The organism is Bacillus mesophilum, from assembly GCF_008923265.1.
Classification (GTDB): domain Bacteria; phylum Bacillota; class Bacilli; order Bacillales; family Cytobacillaceae; genus Cytobacillus; species Cytobacillus mesophilum.
This window is the reverse complement of record NZ_WBOT01000002.1, coordinates 686,780-707,684: the sequence shown is the minus strand read 5'-3', so window position 1 is coordinate 707,684 and position 20,905 is coordinate 686,780. Positions and strand designations below refer to the sequence as shown.

General features: G+C 40.0%; 14 protein-coding genes and 1 other annotated feature. Of the genes, 10 read left to right on the top strand and 4 right to left on the bottom strand.

Going from position 1 to position 20,905, the window contains the following annotated elements; all coding sequences use genetic code 11:
- Positions 1–10: 10 nt before the first annotated feature.
- A complete protein-coding gene (locus tag F7732_RS08470; protein WP_151573441.1) occupies positions 11–202 on the bottom strand; it encodes a hypothetical protein in 192 nt (63 codons plus the stop codon).
- Between the two features lie 178 nt (positions 203–380).
- Positions 381–619 (top strand) — a binding site (T-box leader).
- Between the two features lie 63 nt (positions 620–682).
- Here F7732_RS08470 and F7732_RS08465 point away from each other — a divergent pair.
- The 4 genes from F7732_RS08465 (at position 683) to F7732_RS08450 (ending at position 9,590) form a co-directional block, all read left to right on the top strand.
- A complete protein-coding gene (locus F7732_RS08465; protein WP_151573440.1) occupies positions 683–3,331 on the top strand; it encodes a valine--tRNA ligase in 2,649 nt (882 codons plus the stop codon).
- Positions 3,332–3,412: 81 nt separating this feature from the next.
- Entirely contained in the window at positions 3,413–4,744 is a 1,332-nt protein-coding gene (locus F7732_RS08460) for a bifunctional folylpolyglutamate synthase/dihydrofolate synthase (RefSeq protein ID WP_151573439.1), read from the top strand.
- A gap of 57 nt (positions 4,745–4,801) precedes the next feature.
- Complete coding sequence (locus F7732_RS08455; RefSeq protein ID WP_338024082.1) at positions 4,802–6,520, top strand: sensor domain-containing diguanylate cyclase; 1,719 nt, start codon at positions 4,802–4,804, stop codon at positions 6,518–6,520.
- Between the two features lie 169 nt (positions 6,521–6,689).
- On the top strand, positions 6,690–9,590 hold the full coding sequence (locus F7732_RS08450) for a VWA domain-containing protein (RefSeq protein WP_240056569.1): 2,901 nt from the start codon (positions 6,690–6,692) through the stop codon (positions 9,588–9,590).
- Positions 9,591–9,720: 130 nt separating this feature from the next.
- Here F7732_RS08450 and F7732_RS08445 read toward each other — a convergent pair whose 3' ends face one another.
- Genes F7732_RS08445 through F7732_RS08435 form a run of 3 tightly spaced genes read right to left on the bottom strand, consistent with a single transcriptional unit; the run spans position 9,721 to position 12,819 of the window.
- Positions 9,721–11,739 (bottom strand): hypothetical protein, encoded by a 2,019-nt coding sequence (locus F7732_RS08445; protein ID WP_151573437.1) that lies wholly within the window; start codon positions 11,737–11,739, stop codon positions 9,721–9,723.
- Between the two features lie 11 nt (positions 11,740–11,750).
- The gene (locus F7732_RS08440) at positions 11,751–12,311 is read right to left on the bottom strand and encodes a PilW family protein (RefSeq protein WP_151573436.1); all 561 of its coding nucleotides are present in this window, start codon (positions 12,309–12,311) and stop codon (positions 11,751–11,753) included.
- Positions 12,295–12,819, bottom strand: coding sequence for a type IV pilus modification PilV family protein (locus F7732_RS08435; protein WP_151573435.1), 525 nt, complete (start codon positions 12,817–12,819; stop codon positions 12,295–12,297). Before F7732_RS08435 ends, F7732_RS08440 begins: the two co-directional genes overlap by 17 nt.
- Positions 12,820–12,970: 151 nt before the next feature.
- Here F7732_RS08435 and F7732_RS08430 point away from each other — a divergent pair, with 151 nt between their 5' ends.
- The 6 genes from F7732_RS08430 (at position 12,971) to F7732_RS08400 (ending at position 20,809) form a co-directional block, all read left to right on the top strand.
- Positions 12,971–14,371 (top strand): hypothetical protein, encoded by a 1,401-nt coding sequence (locus tag F7732_RS08430; protein ID WP_151573434.1) that lies wholly within the window; start codon positions 12,971–12,973, stop codon positions 14,369–14,371.
- Positions 14,372–14,700: 329 nt separating this feature from the next.
- Positions 14,701–15,459 (top strand): PRC-barrel domain-containing protein, encoded by a 759-nt coding sequence (locus tag F7732_RS08420; protein ID WP_151573432.1) that lies wholly within the window; start codon positions 14,701–14,703, stop codon positions 15,457–15,459.
- A gap of 26 nt (positions 15,460–15,485) precedes the next feature.
- Positions 15,486–16,862 (top strand): G5 domain-containing protein, encoded by a 1,377-nt coding sequence (locus tag F7732_RS08415; RefSeq protein WP_161598849.1) that lies wholly within the window; start codon positions 15,486–15,488, stop codon positions 16,860–16,862.
- 22 nt (positions 16,863–16,884) lie between these two features.
- Positions 16,885–18,549: a GspE/PulE family protein gene (locus F7732_RS08410; RefSeq protein WP_151573430.1), complete on the top strand. Its 1,665-nt coding sequence runs from the start codon at positions 16,885–16,887 to the stop codon at positions 18,547–18,549.
- A gap of 12 nt (positions 18,550–18,561) precedes the next feature.
- Positions 18,562–19,602 carry a type IV pilus twitching motility protein PilT gene (locus F7732_RS08405; RefSeq protein ID WP_151573429.1) on the top strand — a complete coding sequence of 347 codons (1,041 nt, stop codon included), beginning with the start codon at positions 18,562–18,564 and terminating at the stop codon, positions 19,600–19,602.
- Position 19,603: 1 nt separating this feature from the next.
- A complete protein-coding gene (locus F7732_RS08400) occupies positions 19,604–20,809 on the top strand; it encodes a type II secretion system F family protein (RefSeq protein WP_151573428.1) in 1,206 nt (401 codons plus the stop codon).
- Positions 20,810–20,905 lie beyond the last annotated feature (96 nt).

Below are 20,905 nucleotides of genomic sequence, written 5' to 3'. Positions count from 1 at the left end.
CTTCCGGGCTCTAAATCATTTCAAATTGAAATGCAATGACAGCTGCAATAAGCAGGAAAAGCAATAGCACGTCTAAAATGGAAGGCAGAATCAGCGTTCGAATGCCTTGAAAAATGCAAATCGGAACAATAAATTGTCCGCATACATTGCGAATTGATCTTAGCCAAGGCGGCAGTCCATGCGGATTATATTTTCTTTTCATCATCAGTCCCCCTTCTCCCCATTATATGAACCTCAATTAATGATAGTGCCTAAACTACATGCTTAATTTGCTAAATCCCTTGGAACGTTTCATTCAGTACAGGTATAAAATAAAAAAATAGTGTTACGATATTGACTAGCGTTATTGATTTGAGTAGTATAGAGCATATAAATAATGAATAAAAGCCAGGATAGGGAAGAGTACAGAGTGAAAAGCCTAAAGAGAGACGAACCATTTGCTGCGAGGTTTGTCAGGCGGATACTTTGGAAGGTCGCCCTTGAGCTTCTTTTGCGAACGGCATTATGCTCATTAGTAAAAGACGGGAAAGCCGTTATCAATTTTAAGAGTCAATATCAGGCTGTTTTTTGATATTGAAAAAAAGGTGGTACCGCGAAGCAAACTCCATTCGTCCTTTTATGACGAATGGGGTTTTTTGTTTTTTCTAAGTATTAGGGTCATTTGAAAGGAATGAATATAAAAATGGAAAACAATAATGAACTGACAATGCCGACCAAATACGATCCGGCAACGATTGAGAAAGGTCGCTACGACTGGTGGCTTTCCGGTAAATATTTTGAATCTGGTGCAGATGAAACAAAAACACCTTATACCATTGTGATTCCGCCGCCAAACGTAACGGGAAGACTGCACCTTGGCCATGCATGGGATACAACTCTTCAGGATATTTTAACGCGCATAAAAAGAATGCAGGGCTATGATGTACTGTGGCTGCCTGGAATGGACCATGCCGGTATCGCGACACAGGCAAAGGTTGAAGAAAAGCTCCGCAATGAAGGAAAGAGCCGCTACGATTTAGGGCGTGAAAAGTTTGTGGAAGAAACATGGAAATGGACTAACGAATACAAAGGCCATATCCGTGAGCAGTGGGGCAAGATCGGCCTAGGGCTGGACTATACGAAAGAACGCTTCACACTTGATGAAGGATTATCAAAAGCTGTAAATAAAGTATTTGTTTCTCTTTATGAGAAAGGCTTAATTTACCGCGGTGAATATATCATCAACTGGGATCCTGCAACGAAAACAGCATTATCGGATATCGAAGTTATTTATAAGGATGTTCAAGGTGCTTTCTATCATATGAGATACCCATTAACAGATGGAAGCGGCTATATTGAAGTCGCGACAACTCGTCCGGAAACAATGCTTGGAGATACAGCGGTTGCTGTCCACCCTGAAGATGACCGTTATAAGCATTTAATCGGCAAAACGGTAAAGCTTCCGATCACTGGAAGAGAAATCCCGATTGTCGGTGATGATTATGTAGATATGGAATTTGGTTCTGGTGCAGTTAAAATTACACCAGCACACGATCCAAATGACTTTGAAATTGGCAACCGCCATAATCTTGAGCGTATTCTTGTTATGAACGAAGACGGTACAATGAATGGAAATGCTGGCGAATACAAAGGATTAGACCGTTTCCAATGCAGAAAGCAAATCGTAAAAGACCTGCAGGGAGCCGATGTTCTCTTTAAAATTGAAGAGCATATGCATTCTGTTGGACACTCTGAAAGAAGCGGCGCTGTTGTTGAACCATACCTTTCAACACAATGGTTTGTTAAGATGCAGCCATTAGCTGATGAAGCGATCGCCCTGCAAAGCAAGGAAGATAAGGTTAACTTCATTCCTGCCCGCTTTGAGAATACGTATCTTCGCTGGATGGAAAATATCCGTGATTGGTGTATTTCCCGTCAGTTATGGTGGGGGCACCGCATTCCTGCCTGGTATCACAATGAAACTGGCGAACTCTATGTTGGTGAGAATGCTCCTGCTGACCCAGAGAACTGGACACAGGATAATGATGTATTAGATACATGGTTCAGCTCTGCACTTTGGCCATTTTCAACAATGGGCTGGCCAGATGAAGATTCAGCAGATTTCAAACGCTATTACTCAACAGATGCCCTTGTAACTGGATATGATATTATTTTCTTCTGGGTCTCCCGTATGATTTTCCAAGGTCTTGAGTTTACGGGTAAGCGTCCGTTTAAAGATGTTCTCATTCATGGGCTTGTCCGCGATGAGCAAGGCCGCAAGATGAGTAAGTCGCTTGGGAATGGTGTCGATCCAATGGATGTCATTGATCAATACGGAGCAGATGCACTAAGATACTTCCTTTCAACAGGAAGCTCACCTGGTCAGGACTTGCGTTTCAGCATGGAGAAGGTTGAATCGACATGGAACTTTGCCAATAAAATCTGGAATGCTTCCCGTTTTGCATTGATGAATATGGATGGACTGAAATACGAGGAGATCGATCTATCTGGAGAAAAATCCGTTGCGGATAAATGGATTCTGACCCGTTTAAATGAAACGATTGAAACGGTAACAAGATTATCTGATCGCTATGAGTTCGGTGAAGTAGGACGTATTCTTTACAACTTCATTTGGGATGATTTCTGTGACTGGTATATTGAAATGGCAAAGCTGCCGTTATATGGAGAAGATGAAGCAGCTAAGAAAACGACACGTTCGATTCTGGCATATGTTTTAGACAACACGATGAGACTTCTTCACCCATTTATGCCATTTATCACAGAAGAAATCTGGCAGAACCTTCCGCATGAAGGGGAGTCTATCACAGTAGCTTCTTGGCCAGAGGTTGTAGAAGAGTACAGCGATGAAAAGGCTGCTGCAGAAATGAAGCTTCTCGTTGAAATTATCCGTTCTGTACGAAACAGCAGAGCTGAAGTAAACACACCAATGAGCAAGAAAATCAAGATGCTGATTAAAGCGAAGGACGACGAGATCAAAAGCATCCTAGAAAGCAACCGTGCGTATATCGAACGCTTCTGTAATCCGGAAGAACTAACAATTGGTATTAATGTTGAGACTCCTGACAAAGCAATGACAGCTGTTATTACTGGAGCTGAAATCATACTTCCGCTTGAAGGTCTGATTAATATTGATGAAGAAATCACCCGCCTTCAAAAAGAGTGGGAGAAACTGAACAAAGAAGTAGAGCGTGTTCAGAAGAAACTAAGCAACGAAGGCTTTGTTAAAAAGGCTCCGGAGAAAGTGATTGAAGAGGAAAGAGCAAAGGAGCTTGATTATACGGAAAAGCGTGCTGCTGTTGAAGCGCGTATGAATGAACTGAAAAACGTGTAATCTAGGTTAAATAATGTATGGATCGAAGACGAGTCCCTCTAATGAAGGATTCGTCTTCCATACTGTAAGGAGGTTTTTATTATATTTACTTCATATGAACAAGCACTGGATTGGATCCACGGCAGATTGCGTCTAGGCATTAAACCAGGATTAAAACGGATGGAATGGATGCTTTCGAAGCTGGGAAATCCAGAGAAAAAAATAAAGACCGTACATATTGGAGGAACAAATGGAAAGGGCTCGACACTGACGTATTTACGCTGTATTTTGCAGGAAGCAGAGTATACTGTGGGCAGTTTCACATCTCCATTTTTTGAACAATTTAATGAACGGATTTCATACAATGGCAAACCGATTTCCGATGAAGAGATTTTACTGCTTGTGAACCGGATTTTGCCGCTTGCAGAGGAATTGGAAGAGACAGAACTTGGTGGTCCGACTGAATTTGAGGTCATTACTGTGATGGCCTTTGAATATTTTGGTCATGTTCAGCCTGCAGATATAGCTTTGTTTGAAGTGGGTCTTGGCGGACGGCTTGACTCAACAAATGTCATTGAACCTCTTCTCTCTATCATAACAAGCATTGGTCTGGATCATACAAGCATCCTCGGAGAGACCTATGAAGAAATCGCCTATGAAAAAGCCGGGATTATCAAGAAAAATACCCCGCTCATTACATCTGTAAAAGAAGAAAGTGCGGAAAATGTAATCTTAAAGACAGCATCTTTGCAGAATGCAGAGGTTTATCAGCTTGGAAAGACTCTTGCCATTCAAGAACATTTTTCAACAGCAGCTGGTGAGCAATTTAGTCTTAAGACAGCAAAGAACGAGTATGGACAACTTGACATTACCATGCCGGGAGAGCATCAAGTTGAAAATGCCTCCCTCGCCGTTATGGCAGCTGAATTGTTAAATCTAAAAGGTTTTCTTCTAGAGGAACATCAAATAAAGCAGGGATTAATGAAAGCCTATTGGCCTGGCAGATTTGAAAGAATCAGTGAGCAGCCTTTAATTATAGTAGATGGTGCGCATAACAATGAAGGGATCCAAGCCCTCACAAACGAACTGCAAAAACGATACAATAACTTACAAAAGAGGGTTATATTCGCTGCTCTTTCTGATAAAAAACTAGACAAAATGATCATGCAATTAGACTCAGTTGCAGATACAATGACATTTGTGGACTTTGACTTCCCGAGGGCTGCTAAAGCTTCAGATCTATTGAATATAAGCTCTTCACATCGTAAAAGAGCTGCATCTGATTGGAAAGAAGCGATTCGCTCTGAAATACGTTCGCTGGGGAAAAATGAGATGCTGATTATAACAGGATCGCTATATTTTTTATCAGAAGCAAAACCATATATAATTAAAAGTTTAAATAGTTTGAATATAGATGTGACAAAAACCTTTTAATTTGATAAAATATCCACATTATACAACTTTTTACCTATGAATAAAGGAGGGATGAAGATGAAGGTGAAATATAAAAAAATCATCTGGGCTGCTTGGATCTTGTTGATGCCAGCTTCACTTTGGATTGCCTATCATTTTTATCCTCCTCCTGTTGAAGCAGTGCCGCTGACTGATTTGGCAGCCTTTTTTTTACTTACCTTTCTCGTAGCACTATTGCCTGTCGTCATTAATAATACACCTGTGTTTTTACTGCAATGGGTTTCTATGGCGGTTTTTCTTTTATTTGGTCTTTTTATTGAAATTTTGCTGGCTCAATTCGCGATTTTTGCGCTGCTTGCCAGACTCAATATCAGTAAAAATAAACAACTGTATCGACTGCCTTTAAATTCAAGTATGTTCCTCCTTGTTTCTTTATTTAGCGGTATGCTTTACTATGCAGTTGGCGGCGTTTCCGGCGACCAGCTCACCTATAATACTGAGTCCTTTTTTATTGCTCTCTTATATCCAGTCTTCTATTATATTTTAAACTTATTATTGCTTATTTTTATAGATATCGTTTTAACGGATAAAAAGAAGTTTCTCTTTGGAAAAGATATGATTTGGGACATGCTCTCTTCATTAGCCTCTTTCCCAGTTGGGTATGTTCTATTTATTTTATATAAAGAAATTGGTGTCATTGCCGTTTTATGTGTCGGTATTCCATTTGCCAGCCTTTCGCTGATTATGAGTTTATATTCTTCCAGTGAAAATGTGAATGCGTACTTACAAAAAGTAGCGGAAATAGGCCATCAGCTGGCAGAACGATTAAAAGTCGGAGCTGTGCTCGATTTATTTATGGAGAAGCTGATTCAGATGCTTCCAGCTGATTATGTATATCTAATGGACATTGTGGACGGGAAAGAGCTGCAGATCATCCGAAGCTATGAAAATGGGCAAATAAACGAAGCGGTGATGAAGCCGCTAAAAAAAGGAGAAGGAATAAGCGGTTTTGTGTGGGAACAAAAAAAGGGTGTCTTATTTAAGACAAGAAAAGAATGGCAGCTGCTGATTAAAGGATATGTGCCTGCAAATATCGAAAGCATTGTCTCGGTTCCGGTTGTTCGAAACAGCGAAGTAACCGGTGTACTCTTTTTGGCTTCTACAAGAAAAGCCGTTTTTGACAAATCTTTGCTGATGATTGTTGATATTCTTTGTTCACATCTGGCCATTGCGGTCGAAAATGCCAATCATTACGAGAAAACAAAAGAAAAAAGCGAGCGCTGTGCGCTAACAAAGCTTTATAATTACAGATACCTGGAAAAAAGACTGAATATCGAGTTTGCAAAACTGGCAAGACAGGAGATTTACACACTCTCTTTAATCATTCTCGACCTTGATCATTTTAAATCTATCAATGATAATTATGGACATCAAAGCGGCAATGAGATTTTATGTGAACTGGCAAATCGTCTGACTGCTGCTATCGGTGATTCTGGAATTGTTGCCCGATATGGCGGCGAGGAATTTGTTATTGTTCTTCCCAACTGTCCTAAGCATGAAGCTATTCAATTTGCTGAAACATTAAGGCTCCTGCTGGCGAATAAGCCGTTTCAATTATCACAGCATATTGGAGCAGAACAGATCGACCTCGAAATACAAATCACGGCTTCATTCGGGGTCGCAGCAGCTCCAGAAAATGCTGAAGACCCAATGACACTGATCCGCCATGCAGACAGAGCGCTTTATACGGGGGCAAAAAGAGCGGGAAGAAATAAGGTTGCTGAATATGTTAAATAAAGTTGTTTCGGAAATAGGAGACAGGTTTCTGTCTTCTATTTTTTATTGAAAAAAATTTTATCATTTCGATAGATTTAACTATTTGTTTTATAGGTAAATTGATATAATTGTAGTATAAAAGTTCTGGTTATATTGTGAAAAATTCATAAATTTGAAAGGAGTGAAAAAGATGAAGCAAATGAAGAAAATCCTGTTACCGTTTTTGCTGTTGCCAATGCTATTATCTATACTTTTTTCTCCAACGGGAGCTTCAGCAGCTGCAGATCCTCCATCGGTAAACTTTTCAGCAAAAGCATCTCAGGAGATTATTGTTAAGCCGCAGAATGCTGATGCAATTGGAGGCCTTGATCTTCATCTTGTGCCAAAAGGAATGGCTACAAATCCTGATAGAGATCCAATCGACCTAATCTTCATTTTTGATAAATCAGGTTCGATGAATGAATCGGGTAGAAATCCGAAAAAGTTTCAGGATGCAAAGGATGCCATTGAAGAAGCGGTTGAGTATTTTAAAGAGCATGGACAGCCTGGAGATCGTTTTGGGTTAGTTCCTTTTGATACTGGGGTGGCTACTGATAAAATAGTTTATTTTTCTGTCGATCATTTTATCACTAATTTAAATAAAATTGAGGCGACTGTTGATTCACTATCAGCATCTGGTGGAACAAACTATACCCAATCTTTCGAAACTGCTCTTCAAATGCTTGGAGGCAAGAAAAGCGGAGCTGAGAAGCCAGCAGACAATCAGTATGTTATTTTTATGACAGATGGAGAACCTACATTTTCAAACTTTAAAGAAACAATAACATATCAAAAACAAGTGCAAGTAGGCACTAAAAGAGAATGCTATTGGTTTTTTTGCCAGGATGTTCCAGTCTATGAGACGAAAACAGTAAAAGAAGAAGTCCTTGTCTATCATGAAATTTATACTAACACAAGAACGGGCCAAGATTTTAGTGAGGTTTATTACTATGTAAATGGTAGAAAACAAACGATTAATCAAAATGTGAATGAAACTAAAAAACGAATTAAAGAACACGGTTTAGCTCTAGCACAGTCGTTGTCTGCTAGTAATATTAAACTATATTCAATTGGTTTTGGTAATGATAATGAAGTAGATATGTCTTATTTAAGACAATTGTCTGCTGTGACAGGTGTTACAGCCAGACAAGCATCGCAAGGTAACATTTCTGAAGTGTTCCGTTCGATCTCCGGTGAAATCGATACACCATCTATTAATGGTGAGATTACAGTTGATTTAAGCAAATTTAATGGAAAGGTGAAATTGGCTGAAGGGGCAAATGCTGCGATTAGTAATGGTGTGGCTACTATTAAATTTGATTTGAAGTATCCATTAAATCAAGAGGCACCACAGCCTATAGACTTTTCCCTTCCGTTAAGCTTTACAGAAGCAGGTGACTATATCTTTAATGATATTAAACTTGTATACAGAGATATTACAGGAAAACAACTCGCACCTATTACTCATGCACCAGTAAAAATATCTGTTAAGGATGACGCTGCTCCAAGCATGATTGGAGAGATGAAATTAACAGGTATTACGAATAGTGTTGATAATTTGGTTAAGGTTTCAGGGTCTAAAGAAAGATCAAACGAATTTAAGGTCGATTATAAATTAACACCAAATGGTCTATACAGCAGCCTGGTTACAGGAAGATTAACGGATATCCAAATTATTCAGCCTTTGCCGAATGGTATTTCCATTGTACCAACTCAAGGTGTTAAGGAAATTATTGGTGCAGACGGCAGAAAAGCTGCTCAAATTACGGTCTCGCAGAATATCAGTTATGCGCTGGGGAATTTTCTTCCGGGAAATCTGGCAGCCTCTTTAAATCTGAAAGGGGACTGGGCTCTTAATAATGTCAAGATGCCAACAGCGTATGTTGCGTACAAAGATAGCCGTTTTGGTGAACAGCAGGCCTCCATTGCACCGGCCAACCAGTTTATTAATTTAAGAGTGCGTTTGAACGAAATGGGCGGTAAAGCCTATGATGGATATGCATCTGGGATTATTAACAAAGTTGATTTAAATAATAATAACTCGGTATTAGCTCAAACCGAGTTCCCAAATGATTACGGATTAAAACCTAAGCCTATCAAAGATATGGAATTTGTCGGCGATAAAAATACGGCCATTAAAATAACGTATTCTGATAATGAAGAAGTGATCATCTACTTGACTCCTGATTTTGAAATGACAGGCCAGGATAGCGGAGTTGCCTACAAGGATGGAGACGTTACAAGTGAAAAAGTCAATGTAGATGTAACACAGCTAGTTGCCGGCAAGGGAGTTAAGTATTATTACTCTATTGAGAATCCAAACGGCAATATCGGATGGACAGAATTTGACCCTTCAAAATCTATCGTAATCAATGATATAGGGAAAAATACAATTAGAATAAAAGCGGAAGGCGGATTTGCCTTTAATACGCCTGTAGAAAAGGATATTACTCTTCAAGTTCCAGTTGAATCAATCAATGTAACACCAAATCCACTGGAACTGGAAGTAGATGAAGTTAAATCCTTTAGTGTTAACATTTCTCCGCTAAATGCATCTAATAGAGATCTTGATATTTATATCGAAGATCAGAACATAGCTGAATATAAAGGGGATATGAGAATTATCGGCAAAGCTGAAGGGGAAACCTATTTAGTTGTCAAAACGAAAGATGGCTCTGGTATAACAGTCAGGGTGCCGGTAATTGTTAAAGACGCCTATATTGGATTAAAAGAAATAAAGTTTATCAAGTCTGTCTTCAAAATTGAAGAAGGTGAAGAGATTGCTCTCAAAGATGTGTTAATCTTTAACCCTAATAATGCAACAGACAAAGACATTGAATCTCTGCTGTCTACTCTGCCAGATAAAGTATCTGTTAGAAAAGAAGGATCTGAATGGTATATTATCGGTGAAGAAGTCGGTTATTCTACGGTAACAGCAGAAGCCGAAAAGCAAAGAGATCAATCAAAACCAAAGGCATCTGCTTTATTTGAAGTAGGACCTGAGGGAGCAGACCATGACAGCGGCGGTTCAAATGGAGCAGGACGCTGGTAAAATGAATAGCTAAAACGTGAAAAACGCCCTATACGATGTAGGGCGTTTTTGTTTTGCATACTTTTAATTTACTCGAAAAAAAGAAGGGATGCTTTGTGGCATCCCTTCTTTTACACTTAAACCAACCTTCTTAATCAACAATCAGCTCATCCGAAAATACTTGAAGCTGTTCCACAATCGGAAGTGCTTCAATTCTCTGCAGCAGAACATCCTGATTATAATCGACGATAAAGCGAGAATAGTTGTTTTCTTGCTGGTTGCCCATGGGCAGCTGCGTGATGGAATTAACTCTGCCTCGAATAGCATTAATCGTTAATGCCTCTTTAGCAAAAAGCCCGCCTTCTATATAAAAGAGTGAACCGACTCCATATAATTCAGCATCCTTTTCAGTATAGAAAAATCCTTTTAGCGGCTTTACGGTATTGTTTTCCCTTGGCAAGTAGGGAAGTCCTTCTTCATCAGCAGGTGTATAATTATTAAATTCATTAATCCGAGTTATTAACAAATTGTCATGAACAAGCAGGACAATTTGCTTTTCATTGTTTTGCGCACCAATGATGTTGACATTGGATATGCTTGCTTTTTCTCCTGTATATACGACAGAGTCAAACATGACTTGATCATCTTCTCCGCCTTGGTCATCTTCGTCTCCAATGATCGTCAGGTTCTTATTACTGATTATATTTCTTTGAATATCAATGGTGGTCGAAAAAGGTTTAAGAAAAACATGTTCTCCAGAAACGATGTCACCAGCTACTTTTAGTCCGCTGCTTGCCACAGAAAGCGTATTGTTTTCATAGGACTCTAACTCAACATTTTTGGCTCCGATAATATTGCGGTTTGCACTCAGCGTTCCAGTCATATTTATGATGTGAACATCACCTGTAGCAAGAATGTCTCCATTAAAACTCATATCCTTATAGCTGACTAAGTATAGATCGCCATCAACCACTAGCTGTTCACGGAAAGAAATTGGATAATTGGTACTCATTACGACAAGATCGCCATTCACTTTTAACGGGTCATTAAATTCCATTGCCTGCTCTGCACTTTCAATAATAAAGCTATTATCAAGCGGAGCAGCCGTTTCCCCTACAATGGATAGCGGATTTGGCTGAACCTCCACTTTCTCGATGTATCCATCACTTCCAATAATTTGTCTGCTTGGCTGTGTATTGCTGATTGCAGATGCCAAGCTGTCTGAGAAATCACTGCCATTGCCTGTTCTGGCTGCAGACAGATCGCTATCCGTTAAGATCGAATTGGCCAGTTCATTCATTGACTTTTGAAATTGAATGTTAATAAACTGACTGTCATGCTTTAAATCCGGAATATCCTCTTTGTAAAAGTTCTCTTCTTTTAATAGCGGCAGCAGGTTAGCTGAACTGCTATATAAATCGCCTGTAATGGATGACATCGGTGTATCCTGCGTTTTTTCTGTGCCATCGCGAAGCTCAAACTCTGCTTCTTCTTGAATATGAAGATGATTGGCATATACATTTCCATTGAAGTTCGCAGAGCCATTTAATTTAAAGCCTTCTCCTTCATTATCAGAAAAAGATCCGGCTGCATACTTCAAAAAGCTTGGCAGAGGAGAAAGAATTAATCTTTTCTTAATGGTTCTCGTTACTTTCCCTTCTGTTTCAATTGGGTTTTTTGTTACAAGTACAACATCTAGTACTCTGGTGAAATCGAGATTTTTATCAATGTTAAAAGGAGCATCATAGTTTGTAAGACTGCCTACACATGCGTGACTGTTATCCAGGTACGATGGTGAACCAGTACTGACGTCTATTACATTCATGCACTCGATATAATCTGCAGAGCGATTGGGTTCAAGTATCTGTTCCACAATTGCACTCTCTAAGACATCGTCAAAACGATTCTCGACGTATAAGCGGTGATTGCTGTCCCAGCGTCTGAAATTTTCAAGATTCAATTTCTCTTCGCCTAATAGTTCTGGAAGGGTGCTTGTCATTTCATTCAATAGTTTTAATGCATCATACGTATAGACAACATCACTTTCCCTTGTTTCAGTTCTTTTGGCACCGCCGATGGAGGCGGAGACAACGGCCATTCCTAAAACGGTAAAAACGAGTGAAACAAGTAATACGATAATTAAACTATTTCCTTGTTCATTTTTTATCATTTTGTTCTCCTTTAAAAGCCGAATTGACTGTCAAGCTCCAAATTTCCTTCCGCAAGCCTTTTATGTGATAAATTGAATTGTAACTGTATAATTCCAGTCTCACAGGGACCGCCTTCACAGCCAGTAATGGTTGAATTTGAAAAATCGGATTGAACATCTAAAGCAGCTCCATCAATTTCAAATACTGAAATCGTTTGATCGTTCACTGTTTTATCTGTCAGCTGAATAATCGTTACTTTTTCTTCATCATATACACTTGATTGATCAATGCTGTAAAACGACTGCTGTTCCCCTTCTTCAAGTGCAACAGTGGTATGCTCGCTGTCTACAAGCTCTATGCAGTTGTCTCCGCAGGAACGGACATAATCAAAAGGAGTTGAGTAAAAGGCATTCATAATCATGGTTGCTGTATAGTCAGCATCATCTCGGAGCTGGCCTTCAGCATTTACTTTATTGTACAATTTATAGCCTGACGAAAAGACACCATATATCACCGGCAATACAATCATTAAGATGACCATTACCGCGAGCAGCTCATAGAGTGTTGCTCCTTTTTCATCTAATATCTTCACTTTGAATAGCTCCTTCAACCTCGGTCGATTTTTGAGTATCACCATCATTCCATGTCACTACTGCCTTAAGCGGAACAAAATAGTCTTCGTGATTTTCTTTATATTCACTAGAATAATTAGAAGTAATACGCACATCATATTTGATATTGTTTACTGTTATGGATGAGCAGTCTGCTCGTTGTGTTTCGCCTTTCCAAAACAAATTATATTGTTCACTGCCATCTGGATTCTTACATATATAAATACGTAATTCTTCATTTTGATTAGTAGAATTGGAGGAGGAGAATTTCTCTCTCATTTCTATAAAACTCTGATTTTCGACATACATCAAGGCATTGCGGGCAACATTGACGGCTGCCGTTTTAGTCTCGTTTTTATTGGTATAGGAAAATGCTTGCGTAAAAAAGCTCATGATTCCAATTAAAACGATACTCAAGATGGTTAATGAGGCTAAAACCTCAATAAGAGTAAGGCCTTTAGTACTAGAAAGGATTTTTTTACAATTCATTCGTTTCCCTTCTTTCATTCTTGATGATTATATTATACAATATTTCTTATGATTTACTGTTTTTTTAGGACAATTTACATTGTTTTCTATTATTTTTCGACAATGTTAGCAATATTATGAATCTTTTATCCTATACTAGTGAGGTGAAACGATGATTAGCTTCATTTTAGCTGCAATCTCCCTAATCGTCATTATTCCGCTCGTCATTTACTTGCCGCTCGGTTTAACGAAAAAAGGGAAAGTGGTGATGACTGTTTTATCCTTTTCATTTGCACTGCTTGGCATAGCGGGACAATCGGTGATGGAATTATGGAAGTTATTATTAATACTGCTTCTGCTGGTTGTTATGAGCGGGTATTTAATGATGAAAAGAAGCGAGCAATTTCTTGCAGCAGAAGCAACTGCAGACACTGCTTTTCCACATTACAGTCAGGATGATCATCAAGACTATAAAGAAATGGAAGCTGAAGAGGAGGTATCTCCTAGTGAGGACCATGATTCAGTGATCGAACTGATCGAAACAGATCACGATGAAGAAGATGTACTGGAAGTTTTTGAAGCAGAAATCATACTGCCGGTAGCTGATTCTCAGCAAACAGATGCAGTGGTGTTAGCGGAAACGGAAGCAGAAGAAGTGGACGGACAGCTTGATGAAATTGACTTCGACCAAATTAGATTAACTGAACTTGCACAAGACAAAGAGACGCTTGCCATAGACGAAGAAGATGATTCTAAAGATGCGGAGCTTTCCTATATTGGTGAGCTGGAGTCACTGATGTCTGATGACAATCCTGTATTACAGGCGGAGCAAAAGAACGAGGATGACTTGCTTGTTAAAGCCGAAGAAAATGAGTTTAGCCTTGGTCTGAAATTAGAGGATGATGATTTTATTATCCCTGCTTCAGTCGAAAATGAGACAAGCACTTCAGAGCAAAAGCTTCAATCAGAACCAGAAAGCGAACTTTTCGATGAAAGTTCATACATTATCCCTTCACTAGAGGAAATGCTGGAGAAGGATGAAGTCTCTTCTGAAGAAATTCTGCAGCCGCAAGATGGTGAAGAAGCGATTGTGCTTGAAGAGTTCCAAGAAAGTCTCGATGAAGAAGACGTTGAGGAAGCCGTTAATGAAAGTGATGAGATCATTCCAGAGCTTATGGCCGATGAAGAAGATCCTATTATAGAGGAAGAAGACGAGCCGTGGATTCTAGCAGCAACATCATCTGATTCGGATGAAGAGCAGCAAGAACAGGAAGAAAATATCACTCTTCAAAGAGAAGTGCTGAAAACTCTTCTTGAACAGCTTCAGCTGGCAAAAGAAACGACAGAACCTCAAGTATACGAAAAATGGATCCAGCAGTGCATGCAGCAAAAAATGCCGCAAAAAGAGCACTACATCTTTGCCAGCCTGCTAATCGAACACTATATCTCACAGCAAGAGCACCAAAAACTGATAACCTTACTAAACGAACTGAAAAACCAATATTCCAACATGCCAATCATCTCAGAACAAATCCAATTTTTACTACTTTCTTATTCCAACGAGGAACAGTAATCTATAAGTAATGGGTTGATATGACTGTGTTATATGGCCTGTGATGGATACTATCAGATGATTGATTAGTGAGACGTATAAATTCATATGAATATGTAAAAATGTTGGCTGATTGCAGCGGAGTGGTACGAGACTCCTGCGGGAGAAGTGGAAAGGTTGAGACCCCACAGGTGCGAATGCACCGAGGAGGCTCAACTTCCACCCGCGGAAAGCGAGTGCCTCGAAGCGGAAAGCAGCCTTACGTGAACCCTTAAGAATAAAAATCTTTATACCTTTTCTGTAATTAAAGCAGAAAAGTGATCTCTAAAAGAATAGGTGTGGTGACATAAATGAAAAACAGCTCACAAATTACAGGATTGCCAATTATAAGCATCGCTGACGGACAGCAGATCGGCGCAGTAAAAACACTCGTAATCAACCCTGAAAAAGGAACAATTGACTTCCTGACAATTGAACACGAAGACTGGCAAGTAAGCGTTAAAGCAATTCCATTCAAAAAAGTTGTCGGAATTGGAGAATACGCTATTACTGTCGAAACAGACAATGCCGTCATTGACCTCAACGAAATTCCAATTGCAAACCAGCTCGTAAACAAAAAAATTAAAATCAACCAAACAAAAGTAATGACACGAAAAGGTGCACTGCTTGGTGAAGTCATTGAATTTTACGCTGATGACGAAACTGGTCAAATCCTTGGAATGGATTTGCTTGTAGGTGAAAAACAAGTGACAATGCCTTCAGAATTCGTACTTACGTATGGAAAAGATATTGTTATTGTAAATGAAGATGCAGAACAAGGCTTCCTTGATAACCATGAGCTTCTTGGACAGCAAACACCTGAACTGGATTCCATCCACCATGAGGAAGCTGCGGCTAGTGAAGAACAGCAGCAAAATACGCAGCAGCTTGATGCCTTGAAAAATAAACAGGTGGAACTGCTTGTCGGTAAAAAGGTCAACAAAGATATTATTGGTTTAGATGGACAAGTTTTCATTCCAGCTGGAACCATTCTAACAGAAGACCAAATACACTCTGCGCAAACGGAAGGACCAGCAGTCCTAATTGAATTGGCAGTAAATGTTGAATAGGAATAATGAGCGGAGCGGATCGGAGCATGAAGAAATCAGATAGTGCTAAATTATATATCATCTTGCTTGTTAGCACAGCGTTTATTTTTAGTTTTTCATACTTTGGCACTGCTGTTTATGGAAATGTTACGGGAAGTAAAGGTGTATATACAGAAAAGACGCTGGTAGGCTCGGTAGATGTTACAGGATTATCACCTCAAGAAGCGTATGATCAAATCCTGCAGAACACTAAACTGTGGCAGGAGCAAAACACCCTTTCTTTTAACTATAAAGAAAAAGATGAACAAGTTGATCTTTCTATCTTTTCTTTTGATGTAGACTCTTCTTTGCAGGCGGTTAAGCAAGGCGGCACATATCCGTTGCTTGTAACAGTAAATGAAGATGAGCTGGCACTTAAGCTTTTAGAGATTTCTCCAGAGCTGACATCTGAGGATTTTCAGGAGGAGAAACTAAGAACGGAATTGCTGAATATGGCCTCTCTTTTGCATACGGGCAGCCAGACTATGAAGCTGCAGACATTTTTTGCCCAAGCAGAAGAGGATCAAGTGGTGGCTGAAGCTACTCTAGCAGCTGACGAGGCTTATGAAAGTCTGGAAAAATGGACAAAAGCGGTAAGTCAGATTGAAATTGAGCCGCAATCACAGCTATCCCTATTAAAATACATTGAGGAAAACGGGTTAACATCTTCCTTTAGCAGTGAGACATTAAGCCATATTGCATCTGCCATGTATAAAACAGTGCTGTCAACCAATTTCCTTATTTCTGAGCGCCATATTAGCAGGCTGCTGCCAGATTATGCGGAAGCCGGCTTTGAAGCGAAAGTAGATCCTGCCAAGAATATGGATTTTATTATCAGCAATACAAATGACAGCTCTTTTACACTGGAATTTAAGCTTATTGATAATCAATTCCATGTTTCCTTAAAAGGTTCGCCATTTCTATATGAATACAGCCTTTCTCTAGAAGATCAAGAGGTATTCAAACCAAAGACAATTGTGCAGTATGATGCAAAGCTGAGATTTGGTGAGGAACAGACTGTTGCAGAAGGCACAGATGGAGTCATTATTAAATTATATCGTGAAGTAAAGGAACCATCAGGCGGCATTCTAAGAAAAGAATTCATTTCTGATGACTTTTACCCTCCTGTTCATAAAGTTGTGATTAAGAGTTTAATAGCTAACACAAAGCCTGATCCGGCGGAAAATGATCCAGCAGATAGTATGATTGAAGATGGAACAGATTCTGATGAAAATCCAGCTGCAAATACTAATACAGATGCAGATGATATGAGGGATGAGGGAGCAGGATCAGATTCTGAAACTGGCTCTGAGGAAGAAGCTCAGAATGGTGAAAAGAAGAATGAAAATGAATTATGGGGTCACGAAAAAGAGGCAACAAAATAAAGAGGTTAAAGCAGGGATATAGATGACTCAAGTTCGTAAAAGATTAGGAGACTTGCTCGTTGATGCAGGGTTAATTACGGAAGAACAGCTGCAGCTGACGCTTAAAGAAAAGAGCAGCGGACAAAAGCTTGGAGATGCCCTCCTGCAGCGCGGATATGTGACAGAGCAGCAGCTGATCGAAGTATTGGAATTTCAGCTTGGCATTCCACATGTAAGCTTGTACCGTTATCCATTTGATACGAATCTATTTAGTATTGTTCCAAAAGATATGGCGAAACGCAACTTAATCATTCCAATGAAAAAAGATGGAGATAAGTTATACGTAGCGATGGCCGATCCTATGGACTTTTATACCATTGATGATCTTCGTCTATCAACCGGCTTCCAAATCGAAACAGCGATCGCAACAAAAGATGATATTTTGCGTGCAGTCAATAAATACTACGATATGGATGAAGGGCTTGAGGAGTTATTCGGAACTTCACCTGCACATACAGAGGAAGTAGAACAAGAGAAAATCGTTGACCAGGATTCTCCGATTGTCCGTCTAGTTAACCAAGTATTAACGAATGCCGCTGTTGTAAAGGCGAGTGACGTGCATATTGATCCGCAGGAGACAAAGGTAGTTATACGTTATCGTGTGGATGGCATACTCCGAACAGAGCGAGTGCTGCCTAAGCATATGCAAAGTGTCCTTACAGCAAGAATCAAAATCATGGCGAATCTTGATATTACAGAGCATCGGATTCCTCAGGACGGCAGAATCAAGATGAACTTGGATTTCCACCCGGTTGATTTGCGTGTATCCACATTGCCTACTGTCTATGGTGAAAAAATTGTTATGCGTCTTCTTGACCTTGGAAGTACGCTGAATGACATTCATAAACTGGGCTTTAACAAGGTGAATCTTCAGCGTTTTACCGATATGATTGAAAAACCAACAGGGATTGTTCTAATAACAGGGCCAACAGGTTCCGGTAAATCGTCCACTTTATATGCGGCTTTAAACAAGCTTAATAGCGAAGAAGTGAACATTATAACAGTCGAAGATCCTGTTGAGTACCAGCTTGAAGGCATTAATCAAATTCATGTGAACTCAAATGTGGGAATGACGTTTGCTGCTGGTCTGCGGGCCATCCTTCGTCAAGACCCGAATATTATCATGGTTGGGGAGATTCGTGATAAGGAAACAGCGGAAGTTGCCATTCGTGCTTCCTTAACAGGACATCTCGTGTTAAGCACCCTGCATACAAATGATTCGATTGGCACGATTACGAGATTAGTAGACATGGGTGTTGAGCCTTTCCTTGTCGCCTCTTCATTGAGCGGGGTCGTGGCACAGCGGCTTGTCCGCAGAGTGTGCCGAGACTGTGCAAAAACAATGGAGCCTTCAAAACGGGAGATTGAGATTTTTGCCAAAAGAGGCATGAAAATCGATCAGGTTGTAAAAGGTGCCGGCTGTTCATCCTGTAATATGACTGGCTATAAAGGCCGTGTCGCGATCCATGAAGTTTTAGTTGTAGATGATGTTATGCGCCGTGTGATTATGAATGGTGAATCTCTCTCGAAATTAAGAGAAATTGCCATTAAAAACAAAACGATCTTCCTTGTTGATGATGGATTAATCAAAATCAAGCAAGGAATCACAACAACAGAAGAGGTGCTAAGAGTAGCACTACCTGATTAGGAGTAAAACGATATGGTAAATAAAATTGATTTGCTTCTGAAGGCAGGCTTTGAGCTAAAAGCATCAGATATTCATCTGACGGTTGGTGTACCGCCAATCATGAGGATCAATGGAGATTTAAAACGCTACGGGCAAGATACGCTACTGCCGGCAGATACTGAAAGCATGGCAAGAGCGGTAATCCCGGATCATCTCTGGAATACATTTAAGCAAAATGGCGAGCTGGATTTTTCCTATGGCCTGCATGGCGTTTCCCGTTTTAGGGTCAATGCTTATCATCAGCGTTCTTGTGTGGCACTTGCAGTCCGTGTGGTTCCGACGAAAATACCTTCAATGGATGAACTGGACTTGCCGCTGATCTTAAAAGAAATTGCAGCAAAGCCGCAGGGACTTGTACTGGTTACAGGACCTACAGGCAGCGGGAAATCAACCACGCTTGCGTCAATGATTGATTATATGAATCAGACCATGCGCAAGCATGTCATTACACTGGAAGATCCCATTGAATATTTGCATAAGCATGGAAAATGTATCATAGATCAGCGTGAGGTTGGCTTTGATACGAATAACTTTGCGAATGGTTTAAGAGCGTCACTCAGACAGGATCCAGATGTCATTTTAGTAGGAGAAATGAGAGATCTTGAAACGATCCAAACGGCTATAACCGCAGCAGAAACAGGACACTTAGTGTTTGCAACATTGCATACATCCAGTGCGCCTGCAACCATTAACCGGATCATTGATGTCTTTCCGCCGGCACAGCAGGATCAGATTCGCATTCAGCTTGCTTCTGTGCTAGTTTCCATTGTCTCGCAGCGCTTGTTTCCGCTTGTTAATGGACAAGGCAGAAAAGCGGCAACGGAAATTCTGCTCAATAATGCGGCTGTCGCTAATCTTATTCGCAATGAAAAAATCCATCAGATTGTGAATGTAATGCAAACATCTAGGAGTCAGGGCATGCATACATTGGAGACCAATGTGAAAGAGCTCTATCAGGCTGGTTTAATTTCAAAGGAACTCGCGAACCCTTATTTAGTTGAGAAGGTGGAATAAGATGCCTCGTTATAAATACAGCGGAAGAGACCGAAAAGGAAATAAGTCAGGTGTCATCACCGCTTCTTCAAAACGTGAGGCAGTGGTTCAGCTGAGGGAAAATGGCATTCGTGTCATGGATTTTCAGGAATTGCCTGAAACGGTCCTGACTAAGGATATTACGATCGGCAATCCTGTAAAGCTTGAAGACTTTGTCATCTATCTGCGTCAATTTTCGACTTTGCTTAAGGCTGGCGTGTCTGTTGTCGAATCGACCGCCATTCTTTCCGAACAGACGGAAAGCAAAGCACTGCGAAAAGCCTTAAAGGTTGTTGAACAGGACCTGAGGGAAGGAAATCCGCTTTCTGAGGCAGCGGCGAAGCATAAGAAGATCTTTACAAGTATGTTTATTAATATGATTCGTGCTGGTGAAGTGGGCGGTAATATGGATGATACGCTTGAAAGACTAGCAGTTCATTATGAGAAGCAGCATTTTACAAAGCAAAAAATCGTCTCAGCTCTCGCATATCCTATTGTGGTAGGAATCATTGCTGTTGCGGTTGTCATCTTTTTGCTTGTATCAGTGGTCCCAACCTTTGTTGAAATGTTTGAGGATTTTGGCGGGGAGCTTCCAGCGATCACTCAGTTTGTCTTGAAGTCCAGTGAACTGATGCAGGTATACTGGTGGCTGGTTATACTGCTTTTTATCGCAATCTTCGTAGGAATTATCGTTATTCGCAATAATAAACAATCAAAATATTATTTAGATTATTTTCTATTAAGAATGCCGATTTTCGGAAAGATTTTTCAAAAAGCAGCTTTAGCCCGGATGACGAGAACATTGAGCTCTTTATTTACTTCATCCGTTCCCATTCTGCAGGCAATGACCATTGTCGAAAATATTGTTGAAAATGAAGTCATTGCAAAAGTAATTCGCCAATCGAGAGATTCTTTAGAGCAAGGCCGCTCATTAACAGAGCCAATGCGCAGGCACTGGGTCTTTCCTCCCCTTGTCTCGCAGATGATTGCAATTGGTGAGGAAACCGGTTCTCTTGATGCCATGCTCGCAAAAGTAGCAGACTTCTATGAAAAAGAAGTAGAAAGTGCAACAGATCGCCTGAAATCTCTTATTGAACCAATCATGATTGTCTTCCTGGCAGGCATTGTCGGAACAATAGTTACATCTATCATGGTGCCGATGTTTGAGATCTTTAATCATGTTGGTTAACTATACAAAAGTTTTACAATTTCAAACAATTTCCTACTAGCACAAATCTATGAATCTGTTATAATGAGACTAGTAAAAAAGTAACATAAAATTCAC